The sequence below is a fragment of the Nocardioides sp. CER19 genome (assembly GCF_029846275.1).
Lineage (GTDB): Bacteria > Actinomycetota > Actinomycetes > Propionibacteriales > Nocardioidaceae > Nocardioides.
Map to the genome: position 1 here is coordinate 1,374,021 of NZ_JARVWS010000002.1, position 18,609 is coordinate 1,392,629.

General features: G+C 71.7%; 15 protein-coding genes. 10 read left to right on the forward strand and 5 right to left on the reverse strand.

Annotated elements, in window-relative coordinates; genetic code table 11:
• Positions 1 to 31 precede the first annotated feature (31 nt).
• The 3 genes from rpsT to QDS12_RS15065 all read right to left on the reverse strand — a co-directional run bounded on the left by rpsT (position 32) and on the right by QDS12_RS15065 (position 3,009).
• Entirely contained in the window at positions 32 to 292 is a 261-nt protein-coding gene (gene rpsT / locus QDS12_RS15055; protein WP_279880203.1) for a 30S ribosomal protein S20, read from the reverse strand.
• 139 nt (positions 293 to 431) lie between these two features.
• The gene (locus tag QDS12_RS15060; protein ID WP_279880206.1) at positions 432 to 1,376 is read right to left on the reverse strand and encodes a hypothetical protein; all 945 of its coding nucleotides are present in this window, start codon (positions 1,374 to 1,376) and stop codon (positions 432 to 434) included.
• Positions 1,377 to 1,437: 61 nt separating this feature from the next.
• Entirely contained in the window at positions 1,438 to 3,009 is a 1,572-nt protein-coding gene (locus QDS12_RS15065; RefSeq protein WP_279880207.1) for an alkaline phosphatase D family protein, read from the reverse strand.
• 116 nt (positions 3,010 to 3,125) lie between these two features.
• Between QDS12_RS15065 and QDS12_RS15070 the strand changes: the two genes are divergently transcribed.
• Genes QDS12_RS15070 through QDS12_RS15080 form a run of 3 tightly spaced genes read left to right on the forward strand, consistent with a single transcriptional unit; the run spans position 3,126 to position 6,511 of the window.
• Positions 3,126 to 4,112 (forward strand): hypothetical protein, encoded by a 987-nt coding sequence (locus QDS12_RS15070; protein ID WP_279880209.1) that lies wholly within the window; start codon positions 3,126 to 3,128, stop codon positions 4,110 to 4,112.
• A gap of 45 nt (positions 4,113 to 4,157) precedes the next feature.
• Positions 4,158 to 6,014, forward strand: coding sequence for a translation elongation factor 4 (lepA, locus tag QDS12_RS15075; protein ID WP_279880211.1), 1,857 nt, complete (start codon positions 4,158 to 4,160; stop codon positions 6,012 to 6,014).
• Positions 6,011 to 6,511, forward strand: a complete 501-nt coding sequence (locus QDS12_RS15080) for a GNAT family N-acetyltransferase (RefSeq protein ID WP_279880213.1) — start codon at positions 6,011 to 6,013, stop codon at positions 6,509 to 6,511. The genes lepA and QDS12_RS15080 overlap by 4 nt, the downstream gene beginning before the upstream one ends.
• Positions 6,512 to 6,560: 49 nt before the next feature.
• Here QDS12_RS15080 and QDS12_RS15085 read toward each other — a convergent pair whose 3' ends face one another.
• Positions 6,561 to 8,027, reverse strand: coding sequence for an MFS transporter (locus tag QDS12_RS15085; protein WP_279880215.1), 1,467 nt, complete (start codon positions 8,025 to 8,027; stop codon positions 6,561 to 6,563).
• A 91-nt stretch (positions 8,028 to 8,118) separates the two neighbouring features.
• On the opposite strand from QDS12_RS15085, the gene QDS12_RS15090 reads away from it, so the two are divergent.
• The gene (locus tag QDS12_RS15090) at positions 8,119 to 8,742 is read left to right on the forward strand and encodes a helix-turn-helix domain-containing protein (RefSeq protein WP_279880217.1); all 624 of its coding nucleotides are present in this window, start codon (positions 8,119 to 8,121) and stop codon (positions 8,740 to 8,742) included.
• A 9-nt stretch (positions 8,743 to 8,751) separates the two neighbouring features.
• Here QDS12_RS15090 and QDS12_RS15095 read toward each other — a convergent pair whose 3' ends face one another.
• Positions 8,752 to 9,258 (reverse strand): cupin domain-containing protein, encoded by a 507-nt coding sequence (locus QDS12_RS15095; RefSeq protein ID WP_279880218.1) that lies wholly within the window; start codon positions 9,256 to 9,258, stop codon positions 8,752 to 8,754.
• Positions 9,259 to 9,327: 69 nt separating this feature from the next.
• Between QDS12_RS15095 and QDS12_RS15100 the strand changes: the two genes are divergently transcribed.
• The 6 genes from QDS12_RS15100 (at position 9,328) to QDS12_RS15125 (ending at position 18,608) form a co-directional block, all read left to right on the forward strand.
• Positions 9,328 to 10,227 (forward strand): aminoglycoside phosphotransferase family protein, encoded by a 900-nt coding sequence (locus QDS12_RS15100; protein WP_279880220.1) that lies wholly within the window; start codon positions 9,328 to 9,330, stop codon positions 10,225 to 10,227.
• A 10-nt stretch (positions 10,228 to 10,237) separates the two neighbouring features.
• Positions 10,238 to 10,912 carry an MOSC domain-containing protein gene (locus QDS12_RS15105; RefSeq protein WP_279880222.1) on the forward strand — a complete coding sequence of 225 codons (675 nt, stop codon included), beginning with the start codon at positions 10,238 to 10,240 and terminating at the stop codon, positions 10,910 to 10,912.
• 42 nt (positions 10,913 to 10,954) lie between these two features.
• Entirely contained in the window at positions 10,955 to 12,784 is a 1,830-nt protein-coding gene (locus QDS12_RS15110; protein WP_279880224.1) for an AMP-dependent synthetase/ligase, read from the forward strand.
• Positions 12,785 to 12,859: 75 nt separating this feature from the next.
• Entirely contained in the window at positions 12,860 to 13,558 is a 699-nt protein-coding gene (locus tag QDS12_RS15115) for a hypothetical protein (protein WP_279880227.1), read from the forward strand.
• Positions 13,555 to 15,114, forward strand: a complete 1,560-nt coding sequence (locus tag QDS12_RS15120; protein ID WP_279880229.1) for a DNA polymerase Y family protein — start codon at positions 13,555 to 13,557, stop codon at positions 15,112 to 15,114. The genes QDS12_RS15115 and QDS12_RS15120 overlap by 4 nt, the downstream gene beginning before the upstream one ends.
• Positions 15,114 to 18,608 (forward strand): error-prone DNA polymerase, encoded by a 3,495-nt coding sequence (locus tag QDS12_RS15125; protein WP_279880458.1) that lies wholly within the window; start codon positions 15,114 to 15,116, stop codon positions 18,606 to 18,608. Before QDS12_RS15120 ends, QDS12_RS15125 begins: the two co-directional genes overlap by 1 nt.
• Position 18,609 lies beyond the last annotated feature (1 nt).

Here is an 18,609-nt window from a genome sequence, read left to right on the forward strand (position 1 = left end):
CCGGAGCGGGGCCTTCCGAGAAGTCAGATCCTCAGAGCGAGGCGGCCTTCTTGCCGATCGCCGACTTGCGGTTCGCGGCCTGGTTCTTGTGGATGACGCCCTTCGAGACGGCCTTGTCGAGCTTCTTGGCAGCGTCGCGGCCGGCCGCGAGCGCCGCGTCCTTGTCGCCCGCCTCGGCGGCCTCACGGAACTTGCGGATGGCGCTCTTCAGGCCGGTCTTGACCGCCTTGTTGCGCTCGTGAGCCTTCTCGTTCTGCTTGTTGCGCTTGATCTGCGACTTGATGTTCGCCATGTCGAACTAGCTGTCCTTCGCGTCAGTGGTTTCGGTTCGGGCGCGCTCTCCCGGCCACTCGTGGGATGAGAGGGGAGGGGCCTCGAACACGCAGCCATGAAGGTTACCAGCGGCGCGCGAGGCGCCTCAAATCCGAGCCTCAGATCCAGCCCCGCCGCTCGGCCAGCCACATCCAGCAGACCTCACCCTGCCAGCGCTGGCCCTCCCGCATCCACGGGGACGTGGTCGGCGCGGGCTGGGCGGCGGAGCGCAGGAAGTAGCCGGTGACCAGCGCGAGGACGATGTCGATCGCCTCGGGGTCGACCGCGGAGAGCAAGGGGTGCGCGGCGATGTGCGCCTCGACGTCGAGCCCGTCGCCGCGCGGCCCGATGAGGAGCAGCAGGGAGTCGATCCAGGCGGCGCCGACGACCGGCCAGTTCCAGTCGCACAGGTAGACGCGGCCCTCCTCGGTGAGGATCAGGTTGTCGTCACGTACGTCGGTGTGAACGAGCGTGTCGCCTCCGGTGACCTCCCGGTAGCGGGCCGCCAGGACCGCGGCCTCCGCCGCGTGCGACACCTCGCGCAGCTCGTCCCAGTACCCCGGGAAGCCGGCGAACTCGTCGGCGAAGCTGTCCAGCCCGAGCCCCGGCGGGGGCGTCAGCGCGGCGGCGGTCTCGACCAGCATCGCGCTGGCCGCGGCCAGGTCGCCGGGCGTCCAGGGTCGCTGCGGGGCGCGCCCGGCGACGTGCTCGATGCCGAGCACGACCCAGTCGTCCTCGTCCAGGACCCACTGGAGCCGTGGCGCGCTCACCGACGGCGGCAGGGTCTTCAGCTTGCGCGCCTCGAGGCGGTAGGAGTCGGCGAACAGCCGCTGCGCCTTGACGGAGGCCGCCTTGACGAAGTGCCGGGAGCCGTCGGCGCAGGTGAGGACCGACGCGAACCCGGGCGTGAAGCCGGCACCCTGTGACTCGGCCTCGACCACGGGCGAGCCGAGGCGCTTCTCCACGGCACGCCTGACCATCGGGGGGAGGTAGACCCAGTCGAGGCGCCGCGCGGTGCGGCCGTGCGGGATCGTCGTGGGATGGGCCGTGGTCCGGGAGGTCACCCGCACATCCTGCGACATGCACGCGGCCTCCCGGAATCCGGTCAGCGTCCCACCCGGGTGCTCAGCGGGCGGCCGGGTCCAGCGTCTTGCTGAACAGCGTCTTGCCGTCCACGTCGTTGAGCCTGACCGTCAGCTGTTGGGTGCGGGCGTCGATGTCGACCTGGCCGAAGAACTGGTAGCCCTCCAGCGGCGAGGCCGAGGCGCGTGGCGGCACGGCGGTGAAGACGGCCTGCGGCCCGAACGTCGCGTCGAGCGCGTTCGGCCCGAACGCGCCGGCGTTGAGCGGACCGGACACGAACTCCCAGAACGGGTCGAAGTCCTGGTAGGCCGCCCGGTCGGGCGAGTAGTGGTGGGCGGCCGTGTAGTGCACGTCGGCGGTGAGCCACACGTGGTTGCGGATGCCCATCCGCTTGATCGCCGTCAGCACCGGGGCGATGTCCAGCTCGCGGCCGAGCGGGGCACCCGGGTCGCCCTGCGACGCGGACTCCTGGTTGGTGCCGTCCGGGACCACCAGGCCGAGCGGCAGGTCGTTGGCGATCACCTTCCACGTCGCCTTCGACCGGCCGAGCTCGCGCAGCAGCCACGCGGTCTGCTCCTTCCCGAGCAGACCGCCGTCGGCCACGGTCTCCCGGTCGGTCGTGTTCGGGTCCTTGTGGGTCCGCATGTCGAGGACGAACACGTCGAGCAGCGGCCCGTAGGAGAGCTTGCGGTAGACCCGGCCGAGGCGGTCCGGCGAGGTGGGGGACACCGGGACGTACTCGTGGAAGGCCTGCCGGGCCCGTGCAGCGAGTACGTCGACCCGCGTTCCGTCCGCGAAGCCGGCCCGGCCTTCCAGGATCTCGCCGGGGTACCAGTTGTTGAGCACCTCGTGGTCGTCCCACTGGGTGATCTGCGCGGTCTCGCCGAGGAACGCCCGCCAGTTGTCGGCGAGCAGGTTGTACTTGTACTGCCCGCGGTACTGGTCGAGCGTCTGCGCGACGGCGGTCTTCTCCTCCGTCACGAGGTTGCGCCAGACCCGGCCGTCGGGCAGCACCACGGTCTCCTGCACGGGACCGTCGGCGTAGCAGTTGTCGCCGGAGCAGAGGAAGAAGTCGGCGTTCGCGCGCCGCATGGCGTCGGCGATCCGGAAGCCACCGAGGTCGGGGTTGACGCCCCAGCCCTGGCCGGCGATGTCGCCGGACCAGAGGAAGCGGATGTCGTCGCGGCCGGTGGCGCCGCTGCGGAAGCGGCCGACGACCGGGTCGCTGGCCCGGTCGTGGTCGTGCTGCGGGACGGCCCGGACCCGGTAGAACAGATCGGCCGATGACGGCAGGCCGCGGACCTGCCACTGCCCGGTGAAGTCGGTCTCGGGGCCGACGACCGGGCCGGGCACCGTCCGCGCGCGGCGGAACGAGGGATCTCGGGAGATCTCGGCGACCAGGCGGGCGGGACGGTCGGCCCGCGACCACAGGGTGACGGAGCCCGAGACGGCGTCCCCGGCCTGGACGCCGTGGGTGAGCACAGGGCGCCCGGCGCGGACGAGGGAGGGCGCACCGTGGGCGAGGGCGGGGGAAGTGAGGAGGGTCCCGAGTGGAAGCCCTGCTCCGACTGCTGCCGAGCCCCGGAGCAGCGAGCGGCGGTTGAGAGAGGTCATGGAGGACAACCTGCTCCCGACCGGACAACTCCCGGTGTTGCCCAGAGGAACGTCTCCCCAACGACGTGGGAGGATCGGGCGATCCCGGCTCCGATCGAGGGACGGCAGGGGGACGAGTGAGAGCGCTGCCCGCGGTGCTGGCGGCGGTGCTGGCCGCCGCGCCGGTGCTCGGCGCATGCGGAGGCGGTCCGACGCCCGCGGCGTCGACCGACCCGCCCGACCCGGCGGCCACGCCCGCGGCGACCGCGACCGTCACGTCGACGAGCCCCGGTGCCCCGGCGTCCCCGCCCCCGACGAGCCCCGTCACGCCGACCGTGCCGGCCACCCCGACCATCACCGTCCCGGACCTGCCGACCCCGGCCCCGCAGGGCCCGGTCGAGGGCGCCGACGCCAGCTGGCCGCAGTGTCCGAAGGGGATGGGCATCCCGAAGAAGCGCTCGGAGGGCGCACCCATGCCGCTCGCCTCGGCCCGCTTCGTGGTGCTCGGGCTCACCAACGGTCCCGGCTTCTACCCGAACCCCTGCCTGGCCGACCAGCTCGCCTGGGCGCGGCAGCGGCATCTCCTGGTGGGCGCCTACTCGGTCATCAGCTATCCGGAGAAGCGGCACTTCGCCGAGTTCGGCGACCAGGGGCCCTTCGAGGGTCGCAGCACGCTCGGCCGGCTGGCCAACATCGGCTACCAGGAGGCGCTCTTCAACATCCGGACCATGCAGGGCGTCGGGCTCGACGTGCCGGCGGTCTGGCTCGACGTGGAGCCGATCACCGGGTTCGAGTGGCCGGAGGGCCACCCAGGGGACGCCGAGAAGAACTCGGCCGTCGTGCGCGGCGCCGCCAAGGCGTACGTCGACCAGGGACTCACCGTGGGCGTCTACTCGACGACCGTGCTGTGGCAGCGGGTCGTCGGCGACCTGCGGCTCGGCCTTCCGGAGTGGCGGGCGGCGGGGGAGACCTCGCGCGCGGAGGCACTGCGCAGGTGCGGGCCGCAGCGGATGTTCCAGGGTGGCTCGGCGGTCCTCACCCAGTGGGTCGAGCACCGTCGGGACCGCGATGTCACCTGCCCCGGCGGGTCGACGTACCTGTCCCTCTGGTTCCACCAGTACTAGCGGTTTCGACAAGGTCAACCAGCGGCGGCGACAATGGACGGCATCATGACCGCTCCGAAGCCCGGCCACACCGATCCCGCGATCATCCGCAACTTCTGCATCATCGCGCACATCGACCACGGCAAGTCGACCCTCGCCGACCGCATGCTCCAGCTGACCGGCGTCGTCGACGAGCGCAGTGCGCGCGCCCAGTACCTCGACCGGATGGACATCGAGCGCGAGCGCGGCATCACGATCAAGAGCCAGGCCGTCCGGATGCCGTGGACCGTGACCGAAGGCGAGGACACGGGTAACACGTTCGTCCTCAACATGATCGACACCCCCGGTCACGTCGACTTCACCTACGAGGTCTCGCGGTCGCTGCAGGCGTGCGAGGCCGCGATCCTGCTGGTCGACGCTGCCCAGGGCATCGAGGCGCAGACGCTCGCCAACCTCTACCTGGCGATGGGCGCCGACCTGCACATCATCCCGGTGCTCAACAAGATCGACCTCCCCAGCGCCAACGTCGAGAAGTACGCCCTCGAGCTGGCCAACCTCGTCGGCTGCGAGCCGGAGGAGGTGCTGCGCGTCAGCGCCAAGACCGGCCTCGGCGTGGAGGACCTCCTCAACGAGATCGTGAAGCAGACGCCGGGCCCGGTGGGCAACGCCGACGCGCCGGCCCGCGCGCTCATCTTCGACTCCGTCTACGACACCTACCGCGGCGTGGTCACCTATGTGCGTGTCGTCGACGGCAAGCTCACCCACCGCGACCGCATCAAGATGATGAGCACCGGTGCCACCCACGAGCTGCTCGAGCTCGGCGTGATCAGCCCCGAGCAGGTCCCCTCCGGCGACATCGGCGTCGGCGAGGTCGGCTACCTGATCACCGGCGTGAAGGACGTCCGCCAGTCCCGGGTCGGTGACACCGTCACCATGCAGCACGGGTCCGCGACGGAGCCGCTCGGCGGCTACCAGCACCCCAACCCGATGGTGTACGCCGGGCTCTACCCGATCGACGGCGACCAGTACCCCGACCTGCGCGACGCCCTCGAGCGGCTCCAGCTCAACGACGCCTCCCTCACCTTCGAGCCGGAGACGTCCGGCGCGCTCGGGTTCGGCTTCCGCTGCGGCTTCCTCGGCCTGCTCCACATGGAGATCACCCGGGACCGGCTGGAGCGCGAGTTCAACCTCGACCTGATCTCGACCGCGCCCAACGTGGTCTACGACGTGATCATGGACGACGGCTCGGAGTTCACGGTGACCAACCCGAGCGAGTACCCCGAGGGCAAGATCGCCGAGGTCCGCGAGCCGGTCGTCAACGCGACGATCCTCTCGCCCTCCGACTACATCGGCACGATCATGGAGCTGTGCCAGACCAAGCGCGGCACGCTGCTCGGCATGGACTACCTCTCCGAGGACCGGGTCGAGATGCGCTACACGCTGCCGATGGGCGAGATCGCGTTCGACTTCTTCGACCAGCTCAAGTCCAAGACCAAGGGCTACGCCTCGCTCAACTACGAGCGCTCCGGCGAGCAGGCCGCCGACCTGGTCAAGGTCGACATCCTGCTGCAGGGCGAGCCGGTGGACGCGTTCTCGGCGATCATCCACCGCGACGCCGCCTACGCCTACGGCGTGATGATGGCCGGCAAGCTCAAGGATCTCATCCCGCGCCAGCAGTTCGAGGTCCCGATCCAGGCCGCCATCGGCGCCCGGGTGATCGCCCGCGAGACGATCCGGGCGATCCGCAAGGACGTGCTCGCCAAGTGCTACGGCGGTGACATCACCCGCAAGCGCAAGCTGCTGGAGAAGCAGAAGGAGGGCAAGAAGCGGATGAAGATGGTCGGCCGCGTCGAGGTCCCCCAGGAGGCCTTCGTCGCCGCGCTGTCCACCACCCAGCCTTCCGGCGACAAGCCCAAGAAGTGACCGTCGCCGTCCGGCCGGTCACCGACGACCAGTGGCCGATCGTGGCGTGGCTGTGGCAGGACTTCCGGCACGACCTCGCGCCGGTCGTCAACGGGTTCCCGTACGCCGACGGGCGCTACCGGCACGAGTGGCTCGACGAGTACCCCGCGCCGGACCGCTGCGGCTACCTGGCCTGGGCGCCGCACCCCAACACCGGTGAGGACGCGCCGGTCGGGTTCGCGCTCGTGCGCGGCCTCGACGCCGAGGAGCGCGCGATGCAGGCGTTCTTCGTCGTGCCGGCCGCTCGGCGCGGGGGGCTCGGCCGGAGGTTCGCGCTCGACGTGATCGGTCGCCACCCCGGGCCGTGGGCGATCCCGTTCCAGCACGACAACCTCGCCGCCGTGTCGTTCTGGCGTGCGGTGGCGACCGACGTCTCGGGTTCGGCGTGGACCGAGACCACGGAGCCGGTGCCCGGCAAGCCCGACGTACCGCCGGACCACTGGATCCGGACCCCGTAGTCGAGCCCCCGGAGCCGGTGTGGTTCCGGGGGCTCCACACGTGGGTCGGTCAGGCGGCCTCCACCGCGGGGACCTCGTGCTCGAGCTCGGGGACCGTCTCGGCCTCCAGCTCGTTGCGGCGGATGAGGGTCAGCGCGGCGACCACGCCGAGGGCGGCGATGATCGCGCCGGCGATGAACGCCGACTGGAACCCGTCCACCAGCGCGACCGGGAGGGCGGAGCCGCCGGTGACCGCGTCCTGGGTGCGGGACGTGGCGATCGAGGAGAGCGCCGCGATGCCCAGCGCCCCGCCGATCTGCTGCGAGGTGTTGATCAGGCCCGAGGCCAGCCCGGCCTCGGCCGGCCGCACCCCAGCCAGCGCTGCGATCGAGATCGGGACGAAGGAGAACCCGATGCCGACGCCGATGATGAGGAAGCCCGGCAGCAGGTCGCTGACATAGCTGCCGCCGACCGAGACCTGCGTGAAGTAGACGAGGCCAGCCGTCAGCATCGCCATGCCGACCACCAGCACCGGCTTCACGCCGATGCGCGTCACCAGCTGGCCTGCCACGGCCGACCAGACGATGGCCGTGCCGGCGACCGCGAGGTAGGCGACTCCGGTCTTCATCGGCGAGTAGCCCAGCACCTGCTGCATGTAGAGCGTGAGCATCAGGAACATCGAGAACAGCGCGGTGCCCATGATGAAGCCGGCGACGTTCGCGCCGCTCACGGTGCGGGTCTGGAGGATCCCGAAGCGCATCAGCGGCTCCGGGTGGCGCAGCTCCCAGACGACGAAGGCGGCGAGGAGCACGAGCGCCCCACCGAGGACGCCCAAGGTCTGCGCGGAGAGCCAGCCCTTCTCGCCGGCCTGCGTGATGGCGTAGACCGCCGACGAGAGCCCGCCGGTGACGAGGACGGCTCCCGGCACGTCGAAGCTCGAGACCTGGGCGTCACGGCTCTCGTTCAGGAGGAACGGGGCCAGGACCAGTCCGATGATGCCGACCGGGACGTTGACGAAGAAGATCCACTCCCAGCTCAGGGCGTCGGTGAGGACGCCGCCGAGCAGGACGCCGGCGACGGCGCCGAAGCCGCCGACCGCGCCCCAGGCGCCGAGCGCGATGTTGCGCTCCTTGCCCTCGGCGAAGGTCGTCGAGAGGATGGAGAGGGCGGCCGGCGTGATGATCGCCGCGCCGAGACCCTGGAAGGCGCGGGCGCCGATGAGCGACGGCTCGGACCAGGCCAGGCCCGACATGAGCGAGGCGACCGTGAACACGACGACGCCGATGAGGAAGACCCGGCGACGACCCACCATGTCGGCGGTGCGACCGCCGAGGAGCAGGAACCCGCCGAAGACGAGGGCATAGGCGCTGATCACCCACTGCAGGTCGGCCTGGGCGAACCCGAGGTCGACCTGGATGGAGGGGAGCGCGACGTTCACGATCGCGATGTCGAGCACGACCATGAACTGGACGAGGCACAGAAGCGCGAGGGCGAGCCATCTGCGGGTGTCGGCTGCCCCCGCTCGCGTTGCTTGCATTTCTGAAGTCATGCTCTCGACCGTAGGAGTCATCACTTCATAAGTGCAAGTCAATTATTTCGTTTCGTAAGTGAGTGCTAGCATTTGAGACATGCCCAAGCGTTACGAGCAGTACTGCCCGATGGCTCATGCGCTGGATCTCGTGGGGGACCGTTGGGCCCTCCTGGTGATCCGGGAGCTCATGCACGGCGCGAAGCGCTACACGGACCTGGTCGACCGGCTGCCGGGCATCGGCACCAACATCCTGGCCACGAGGCTGCGCGATCTCGAGGGCAACGGCATCGTCGCCCGTCGCGTGCTGCCGCCACCGGCGGCGTCGAAGGTCTACGAGCTGACCGACTACGGCCGTGGGCTCCGTCCGGCCATGCGGGAGCTGGCCCTCTGGGGTGCTCGCTCGCTCGGCCCGCCCTCCGTGCAGGAGGAGCTCTTCGACGGCTGGCTCGGCAACGCCATGGACACGGTCATCGCGTCGCTCGCGCCGCCGGGACGCTTCGAGTTCCGGGTCGGCAACGAGGTCGCGTCGCTGGTCGACGGCGAGGTCGTCGACGGCCCGATCGACGACCCGCAGGTCGTGGTCGAGGGTGACGCGCAAGGCATCTACTCGCTGTTCGTCGATCGGTGCCTCGACCTCGTGACGGTCACGGGTGACCACGACCTGCTGGCTCAGCTGCTCGACGTCGCGCCGCCGCGGATCGAGCAGCCCGTCCAGGCCTAGCGGGGCCGGTCAGACCCAGTAGTTGTCGTGGTGCCGGTAGAACTCGGCGAGCTCGTCCTCGCTCGGCCGGAACCCATCGCGGAGCGCGAGCAGGCCCTCGAAGTAGCCCTCGCGGGGAGCGCCCGGCGTGAAGTGCAGCAGCATGGAGGCCGGCTCGCCCGGGACGTTGCGGAAGCCGTGCAGGCCGCCCGCGGGGACGTGGACGAAGTCGCCGGGTCCGGTCGTGACCCACTCGTCGCCGTTGTAGATGCGGACCTGCCCGGTCAGGACGTAGAACGACTCGGCGACCGCCCGGTGGAAGTGTGGGCCCGGCCCGGTCTCCTCGGGGCCGAAGCTCCACCGGTAGAGCCCGTAGTCGCCGTCCGTGGACGCCCCGGTCGCGAGGTAGTCGACCGTGACGCCGTTCGGGTACTCGAGGTCCGGCTTGGCGTCCGCCCGGCGCAGGGTGGCGGAGACCTCGCCGTCGGTGCCGTCGTAGCGCGGCGGTGGGTAGGGCAGGAACGGCGGGAATGACATGCCGTCACCTTCCACCGGGGCTCCCGGGGCGTCAACGGCGATAACGGTCGCCGCGGCTAGGGTCGAGCCGTGATCCCGTCCGGCCTGCAGGCGTACGCCGACCGAGGACCGGACTGGGCCGCCTGGCTCGACCGGCTGCCGGGCGTCGTACGGGACCTCCTGGCGGAGTGGGAGCTCACGCCCGACGGCGAGGCGACGCACGGCAACACGGCGCTCGTCCTGCCGGTGCGCACGGCGACCGGCGAGGCGGCCGTGCTCAAGGTCGGCTGGCCGCACTGGGAGGCCGAGCACGAGGCGCTCGCGCTGCAGCGGTGGGGCGGGCGCGGCGCCGTACGACTGCTGCGGGCCGACCCGCACCGGTGGGCGCTGCTGCTCGAGCGAGCACGCCGGGAGGACCTGACCGACCTGTGGGACCGCGAGGCCTGCGAGATCGTCGGGAGTCTCTATGCGAGGCTCCACGTGCCCGCGCCGCCCCAGCTGCTGACGCTGTCCTCCCAGGCGGCGCGGTGGGCAGACGAGTTCGCCGCACTCGACCGGAGCGCGCCGGTCCCGCGCCGGCTCGTCGAGCAGGCGCGGTCGCTCGCGCGCTCGTTCGCGGCGGATCCGGCGACCGACGGCACCCTCGTCCACACCGACCTGCACTTCGAGAACGTCCTCGCCGCCGACCGCGCCGGGGGCGGGCACGAGTGGCTGGCCATCGACCCCAAGCCGCTGTCGGGCGACCCGCACGTCGAGGTCGCACCGATGCTGTGGAACCGCTTCGACGACTACGCCGGGCGCGTCCGAGAGGCGGTCCGCGACCGCTTCTTCGCCCTCGTCGACGCCGCGGGGCTCGACGAGGATCGCGCCCGCGACTGGGTCGTCCTCCGGATGGTCGTCAACGTCAAGGAGGAGCTGCTGGAGAACCGGGTGCCCGACCGGGACTGGGTCACGATGATGTTGACGATCGCCAAGGCGGTGCAGGGCTGAGGATGCGAGGATGTGCGCCGTGCCAGTGATCCGCGCCGTCAACGTCGGCCGCCCGAAGGACAAGCAATGGGCCGGGCTCGGCTACACCTCCATCGACAAGGCCACGGTCACCGGCCCGGTGCTGGCACACCGGAGGGGGCTCGTGGGCGACGTCGTCTCCGACACCAAGCACCACGGTGGCCCTGACCAGGCGGTCTACGCGTTCGCCCGCGAGGACCTCGACCACTGGGGTCGCGAGCTGGGGCGGACGATCCGCGACGGCCAGTTCGGCGAGAACCTCACCACCGAGGGCATCGACGTCAACGAGGCCGAGGTCGGGGACCACTGGCGCATCGGCACCGCGCTGTTCGAGGTCGCCTCCGTCCGCATCCCGTGCAACGACTTCAAGGGCTGGATGGGGGAGTCCGGCTACGACAACCGGCGGTGGGTGAAGCGGTTCACGATGGCATGCCGCCCCGGCCCCTACCTGCGGGTGCTCGAGGAGGGCCACGTCGCCGCAGGCGACGAGATCGAGACCGTGCACCGGCAGGGCCACGGCGTCACCGTGTCGACGATGTTCCGCGCGATCACCCTCGACCACTCCCTGCTCCCGAGCCTGCTGCAGATCGACGGACTGGTCGAGCAGGTCCGGGTGAAGGCGACCCGGATCGCCGAGGGGCTACCGCCGGGTAGGTCGGACGTCTAGGGTTCCTGCGACCCAGTCAACCTGAAGGGGATCGTTTCTGACATGACAGCGCCCACGACCGACACCAGCTTCCTGGACCACATGCCGCCCAACGTGGCGGTGCAGTTCCTCGAGCGGGTGGCCGCGACGCCGGAGGGGGAGGCCTACCTCTTCCCGCACACCGAGGACGGCGAGGACCACTGGCACTCCGTCAACTGGCGGGAGGTCGGGGAGCGGGTCACCAAGCTGGCCGCGGGCCTCATCAGCCTCGGCATCGAGCCGGAGCAGCGTGTCGGCATCGCCGCGAGCACCCGCTACGAGTGGATCCTGGCGGACCTGGCCGTGATGTGCGCCGGCGCCGCCACGACGACCGTCTACCCGTCGACGAACGCCGAGGACACGGCCTACATCCTCAGCGACTCGCAGTGCCGCGTCGTGTTCGCCGAGGACGACGCCCAGCTCGCGAAGCTCTTGGACGCCGACCTGCCGGACCTCGTGAAGATCGTCACGTTCGACGGCACGGCCGACGGCGACCGGGTCATCACGCTGGAGCACCTCGAGGAGATCGGCGCCGTCTTCCTCGGCGACCACGAGGGGCTCATCGAGCAGGTGGCGAAGGGCATCGCCCCCGACCAGCTCGCGACGCTGGTCTACACGTCGGGGACGACCGGCCGACCCAAGGGCGTGCGCCTGCTGCACCGCTCGTGGGTCTACGAGGGCGCCACGATCAAGGTGCAGGACATCCTCCACGAGGACGACCTGCAGTTCCTGTGGCTGCCGATGAGCCACGTCTTCGGGAAGGTGCTGCTCTCGGTCCAGCTCGAGATCGGCTTCCCGACGGCCATCGACGGTCGGGTCGACAAGATCGTCGACAACCTGGCCGTCGTACGGCCGACGTTCATGGGCGCGGCGCCCCGGATCTTCGAGAAGGCGCACGCGCGGATCGTCACGATGATGGAGTCCGAGGGCGGCCTGAAGAAGAAGCTCTTCGACCGGGCGTTCGCGGTGGGCAAGCGCTACGACGCCCTCGTCGCCGCCGAGCGGAACATCCCGCTCTCGCTGCAGCTGCAGCACACGCTCTTCGACATCCTGGTGTTCCGCAAGATCAGGAGCCGCTTCGGCGGCCGGGTGCGGTTCTTCATCTCCGGCTCGGCGGCGCTCAACCCCGACATCGCGGGCTGGTTCAACGCCGCGGGGATCCTCATCCTCGAGGGCTACGGCATGACCGAGAACGCCGCCGGCGCGACCGTCAACCACCCCGAGCTCAACAAGATCGGCACCGTCGGTCCCGCGCTGCCGGGCAGCGAGATCATGATCGGCGACAACGACGAGGTGCTGCTCCGCGGGCCGCACGTGATGGCCGGCTACCACAACAACCCCGAGGCCACCGCGCAGGTGCTGACCGAGGACGGCTGGCTCCACACCGGCGACAAGGGCTCGATCGACGCCGACGGCTACCTGACGATCACCGGCCGGATCAAGGACGTGTTCAAGACCTCCGGCGGCAAGTACGTCTCGCCGTCGCAGATCGAGGCGAAGTTCAAGGCGCTGTGCCCCTACGCGAGCCAGTTCCTGGTCTTCGGCGCGGAGCGGAACTTCGCCGTCGCGCTCGTCTCGCTCGACCCGGACGCGATCACCGACTGGGCGGCCGAGAACGGGCTGGCGGGGAAGTCGTACGCCGAGATCGTCACCTCCGAGGCCGCTCGGGAGATGGTCAAGGACTACGTCGACGAGCTCAACACCAAGCTCAACCGGTGGGAGACCATCAAGAAGTGGGAGATCCTCGAGCGTGACCTCACCATCGAGTCAGGCGAGCTGACGCCGTCGCTCAAGGTGAAGCGCAACGTGGTCGAGACCAACGAGCGGGAGCGTCTGGCGGCGTTCTACGCCTGAGGGCGGGACCGTCCCGTTCGCTGATCGAGCCTGTCGAGATCTTGCATCGTTCGAACAAATGTTCGACGATGGGGTGTGGCATCACCGACCCTGCTGAGAAGCGCTGACCGACCCGACAAGCTGGCCGAGATCGACCGGCTGCGGGAGCGGATCAGTCGGCTGCAGGGTCGCCCGGGGGAGGCCGCCCGGCCGCTCGACACGCATCCCGCGCTCGCGGGCATCGTGCAGCTGCGGGCGGGTGGCACCTACTCGGTCGCGCGCGACCACGGCGGCGCGGGACTCGCTCTCGCGCTGCTGGCCGGCCCGTCCGCCGTCGGCGGGTGGGGCGCCGTGGTCGGGATGCCCGACTTCGGGGTGGAGGCGGCCGCCGGTCTCGGCGTCCGGCTCGACCGGACGGTGCTGGTCCCCGATCCGGGTGAGCTGTGGCTGGAGGCGGTCGCCGCCCTGGTCGACGTCGTCACGATCGTCGTGGTGCGTCCGACCGGACGGGTCACCGAGGCCCAGGCCGGCAAGCTCGCGGCCCGCCTGCGCACCCGCGAGGCGGCCCTCGTCTCGCTGGGGCCGTGGCCGCGGGCCGACGTACGCCTCGCCGTCGAGACGCCCCGCTGGTCGGGTGCCGGTCGTGGCGCCGGGCACCTGCGCGCCCGGCAGGTGACGGTCGCCGTCCAGCGCGGCACGGCACCGCCGCGGCGTACCGACCTCTGGTTCCCCGACGCCGACCTCGCCCTCCGGGCGACGGAGGAGGGGGCCACCGAGATCAGGGACGTGGGATGAGCCCCCGCGTCCTGGTGGTGTGGTGCCCCGACTGGCCGGTGGTGGCAGCCCTGCGTCTGCGCGACCTGCCGGGGCACCTCCCGGCCGCCGTCTTCGCCGCCAACCGGGCGGAGGCGGTCAACGCGGCGGCACGGGAGTTCGGGGTACGTCGGGGGATGCGGCGCCGCGACGCCCAGTCGCGCTGCCCGGAGCTGGCGGTGCTCGACGCCGATCCGGACCGGGATGCCCACGCCTTCGAGGAGGTGCTGGCCGCACTGGAGGAGCTGCGACCCGGCGTGGCGCCGCTGCGGCCGGGGTTGGTCGCGCTGCGCTCGCCCGGGCGGTTCTACGGCGGCGAGGTCGAGGCCGGCGCGGTCCTGGCCCAGTGCGTGGTGGACGTCGGGATCCGCGACGTGCGGGTCGGCGTGGCCGACGAGCTCTTCACCGCCGAGCAGGCGGCCCGCACCGCGCCGGTGCAGGAGAGCGTCGTCGTGCCGACGGGGGAGTCGGGCGCGTTCCTGCGCCCCCTTCCGGTCGAGGCGATCGACGAGCCGGAGACCGTCGGCCTGCTCCGGCGGCTCGGGCTCACCACCCTCGGCGACCTGGCCGGTCTGCCGTCGTCCTCGGTGACGGGCCGGCTCGGACAGCGGGCCGCCTGGGTGCACCGGGTGCTGCACGGCGGCGGCGCCCGTCCGCTCGACACCCGGACGCCGCCGCCGGAGCTCGCCGTCCACGTCGACTTCGAGCCGCCGCTGGTCGACGCCGAGGCGGTCTGCTTCAGCACGCGGCGCACCGCCGAGTTGTTCGTCGCCCAGCTGGCGGAGCGGCAGCTGGTCTGCACCGACGTCGTCATCCAGGTCGACGCCGATCACGAGCTCGCCTCCGAGCGACGCTGGCTCCACCCGCGCTGGTTCACCTCCACCGACCTCGTCGACCGGCTGCACTGGCAGCTCGTCGGGTCTCGACAGGTTCGACCCGCGAGTGGGCGGGGGATCCACGCGCCGGTGACCCGGGTGCGGCTGGTGCCCGAGCAGGTCGTCGCGGAGTCGGTGCACGCCGACGGGCTGTGGGGCGGCACCGACAGCCGGGTCGAGCGCGGCATCGCCCGGGTGCAGGGGATGCTCGGGCCGGAGGCGGTGGTCGCGCCCGTCCTCCAGGGTGGTCGGTCACCGGCGGAGCGGCAGGCGATGGTGCCGTGGGGGACACGCGCGACGGCACTGCGGCCGCGCGAGCTGCCCTGGCCGGGCAGCATCCCGCCGCCGTACCCCGCCCGGGTGCTGGCCGAGCCCTGCCCAGCGGTCGTCGTCGACCCGGCGGGACGGCCGGTGGTGGTCGGTCGGCGCGGCACGGTGAGCGCGCCTCCGGCCCGGTTCCGGCCGGGCGACTGTGACCCCGGTGAGGGCTGGTTGGCGGTCGCCGCCTGGGCCGGCCCGTGGCCGGTCGAGGAGCTGTGGTGGGAGTCCGGCGGGGGGCGCCGGGTGGCCCGGTTCCAGCTGGTCACCGCCGACGGCCGCGCCTGGCTGGTCACCTTCGACGACGCGCTCGCCGGGTGGGTCACGGAAGCGGCGTACGACTGATGGGCTGGAACAACCCCGCCATCCCGTGGAAGGAGCTCGAGCGCAGGCTCTCGGGCAAGCCGGGCAGCGACGACGCGCCCGTCTCCCGCAAGAAGCGGCTCGCCTCGATCGACGTGGCGCCGCCGGAGCGGCCGGGGACGCCGTACGCCGAGCTGCACTGCCACACCGGGTTCAGCTTCCTCGACGGGGCGAGCGGACCGGCCGAGCTGGTCGTGGAGGCGATCCGACTGGGGCTGCACGGGCTCGCGATCACCGACCACGACGGGTTCTACGGTGCGCCGCTGTTCGCGGAGGCGGCACGGGTCTCGACGAGCGGACAGGCGCGGCTCAGGACGATCTACGGCGCCGAGCTCTCCCTCGGCCTCACCGGTCCCCAGCTCGGCGTCGCCGACCCCGAGGGCAGCCACCTGCTGGTCCTCGCCCGCGGGGTGGCCGGCTACCACCGGCTGGCCGCGGCGATCACCGACGCCCAGCTGCGCGGGGACGAGAAGGGCCGGCCGGTCTACGACCTCGACGAGCTCGCCGAGCGCTCGGAGGGCAGTTGGCTGGTGCTCACCGGCTGCCGCAAGGGCGCGGTCCGCCAGGCGCTGGCCCACGGTCCGAGGGCAGCGGCCGACGCCGTGGCCGGTCTGGTGGACCGGTTCGGCCGCGACAACGTCGCCGTCGAGCTGACCGACCACGGGCTGCCGCTCGACTCGACCCACAACGACCTGCTCGCCCGGCTCGCCGCCGACGCCGGCCTCCCGACGGTCGCGACCAACAACGTCCACTACGCCACCCCGGAGCGACACCGGCTGGCCGACGCGATGGCGGCGGTCCGTGCCCGGCGCAGCCTGTCCGAGATGGCCGGCTGGCTGCCCGCCGGCGCCGCCCACCTGTGCACCGGCGACGAGATGGCGGCCCGGTTCGCCCGCTACCCGGGCGCGGTGGCGCGCAGCGTGACCCTGGCCGACGAGTGCGCCTTCGACCTGCGCACCGCCAAGCCCGAGCTGCCCAGCCGCGGCATCCCCGCGGAGCACGACGCCGCCAGCTGGCTGCGGCACCTGGTCGAGGAGGGCTTCGCGGAGCGGTACGCCGCGGCGTACGCCGACGACCCGGAGTTCGTGCGGCGTGCCCGAGCCCGCGTGGACCACGAGCTCGAGGTGGTGATCCGCAAGAACTTCCCCGGCTACTTCGTGATCGTCCACGACATCGTCGCCTTCGCGCGCAGCCAGGGGATCCTCTGCCAGGGCCGGGGGAGCGCGGCCGCCAGCGCCATCTGCTACGCGCTCGGGATCACCGCGATCGACCCGGTGTTCTACCGGCTGCCGTTCGAGCGGTTCATCTCCGAGCACCGCGAGGAGGAGCCCGACATCGACGTCGACTTCGACTCCGACCGGCGCGAGGAGGTGATCCAGTGGGTCTACGACACCTACGGCCGGCACAACGCCGCCCAGGTCGCCAACGTCATCGGCTACCGGCCCAAGATGGCGGTGCGTGACGCCGCCAAGGCGCTCGGGCACTCGCCGGGGCAGCAGGACGCGTGGTCCAAGCACGTGTCGAGCTGGACCGCCGTCGAGGCGCCGGATGACGCGGGGATCCCCGAGCCGGTGCTCGCGCTGGCCCGCGAGTTCCACGGGGCGCCGCGCCACCTCGGCATCCACTCCGGCGGGATGATCCTCACCGAGCGGCCGATCGGCGAGGTCTGCCCGATCGAGCGCGCGCGGATGGAGAAGCGGACCGTCCTGCAGTGGGACAAGGACGCCTGCGAGTTCATGGGGCTGGTGAAGTTCGACCTGCTCGGGCTCGGGATGCTCGCCGCCCTCGACCACCTGATGCGGATCGTCGACGAGCGCCTCGGCGAGCACTGGGAGCTGGCCACCATCCCCAAGGAGGAGCCGGCCGTCTACGACATGCTCTGCCGGGCCGACTCCATCGGGGTCTTCCAGGTGGAGTCGCGGGCGCAGATCGGGACGCTGCCCCGGCTCCAGCCGCGCTCGTTCTATGACCTCGCCATCGAGATCGCGCTCATCAGGCCCGGCCCGATCCAGGGTGGCGCGGTGCATCCCTACGTCCGCCGGGCCACCGGCCGCGACCCGGTGGAGTACGCCCACCCCCTGCTCATCCCGGTGCTCGAGCGGACCCTCGGCGTGCCGCTGTTCCAGGAGCAGCTGATGGAGATGGGGCGGGTGCTCGGCGACTTCTCGGTCGACGACGCCGACCTGCTGCGCCGCGCCATGGGCTCCAAGCGGGGGGTCGAGCGGATCGAGTCGCTCAAGGAGCGCCTGGTCACCGGCATGCGGGACAAGGGGATGCCGGAGGACGTCGCCCACGCGACGTACGTCCAGATCCTCTCCTTCGCGAGCTTCGGCTTCGCCGAGTCGCACGCGCTGTCCTTCGCGAAGCTCGTCTACGCCAGCTCGTGGTTCAAGCTGCACTACCCGGGCGCGTTCCTGGCCGGGCTGCTGCGGGCGCAGCCGATGGGGTTCTACTCACCGCAGTCGCTGGTCCAGGACGCCCGCCGGCACGGGGTGGAGGTACGCCGGCCCGACCTGCTCCGGTCGAAAGCGATGTCGGACCTCGAACCGCTCGATGGTCTCGATACGCTCGCTGGCGCTCGCTACTCGACCCACGAGTCTCTCGCTGGCGCTCGCTACGAGTCTCTCGCTGGTCGAGTAGCCCGAGCCGCCAGGCGAGGGCGTATCGAGACCAGCGACGCCTGCCTCCGCGACCATCCCGACCGGACCGAGTGGGTGCCGGGCACGCCCGACCCGACGCCCGGCCACCGGCGGGACGCGGCGTTCGCGGTGCGGCTGGGGCTCGACTCGGTCCGCGGCATCGGCAAGGAGACCGCCGCGCGGATCGTCGCCGCGCGCGACGAACGGCCGTTCGCCGACCTGGCCGACCTGTCCCGGCGTGCGGCGCTGACCAGCGAGCAGCTGGAGGCGCTGGCCACGGCCGGCGCCGTGGACGGTCTGAGCCGCCGCGAGGCGCTCTGGGTGGCGGGGTGGACCGAGTCCGCCGACCAGCTACCCGGCACGGCGCCGGTGATCGAGGCGCCGCCGCTGCCCGAGCTCGACGAGGTCGAGCTGACCCTGGCCGACCTGTGGGCGACCGGGATGACGCCCGACGGTCACCCGTTCGGGCACCTGCGCGCCCAGCTGTTCGGCAGCGGCGTGCTCTCGATCAAGGACCTGGCCGGGATCGAGGGCGGCCGCCGGGTCACTGTCGCGGGGCTGGTCACCCACCGGCAGCGTCCCGGCACCGCCGGCGGGGTCACGTTCCTCAACCTCGAGGACGAGACCGGGATGCTCAACGTCATCTGCACGGAGGGGCTGTGGCGGCGTCACCGCAAGATCGCGGTCTCGTCCTCGGCGATGCTGGTCCGCGGCATCCTCGAGCGCAGCGACGGCGTCACCAACCTCGCCGCCGACCGGCTCGCCCCGCTCGGCGAGGTCGCTCCGAGCGCCGATCAGGCGCTGCAGGCCCGGCACCGCTCGCGCGACTTCCGCTGAG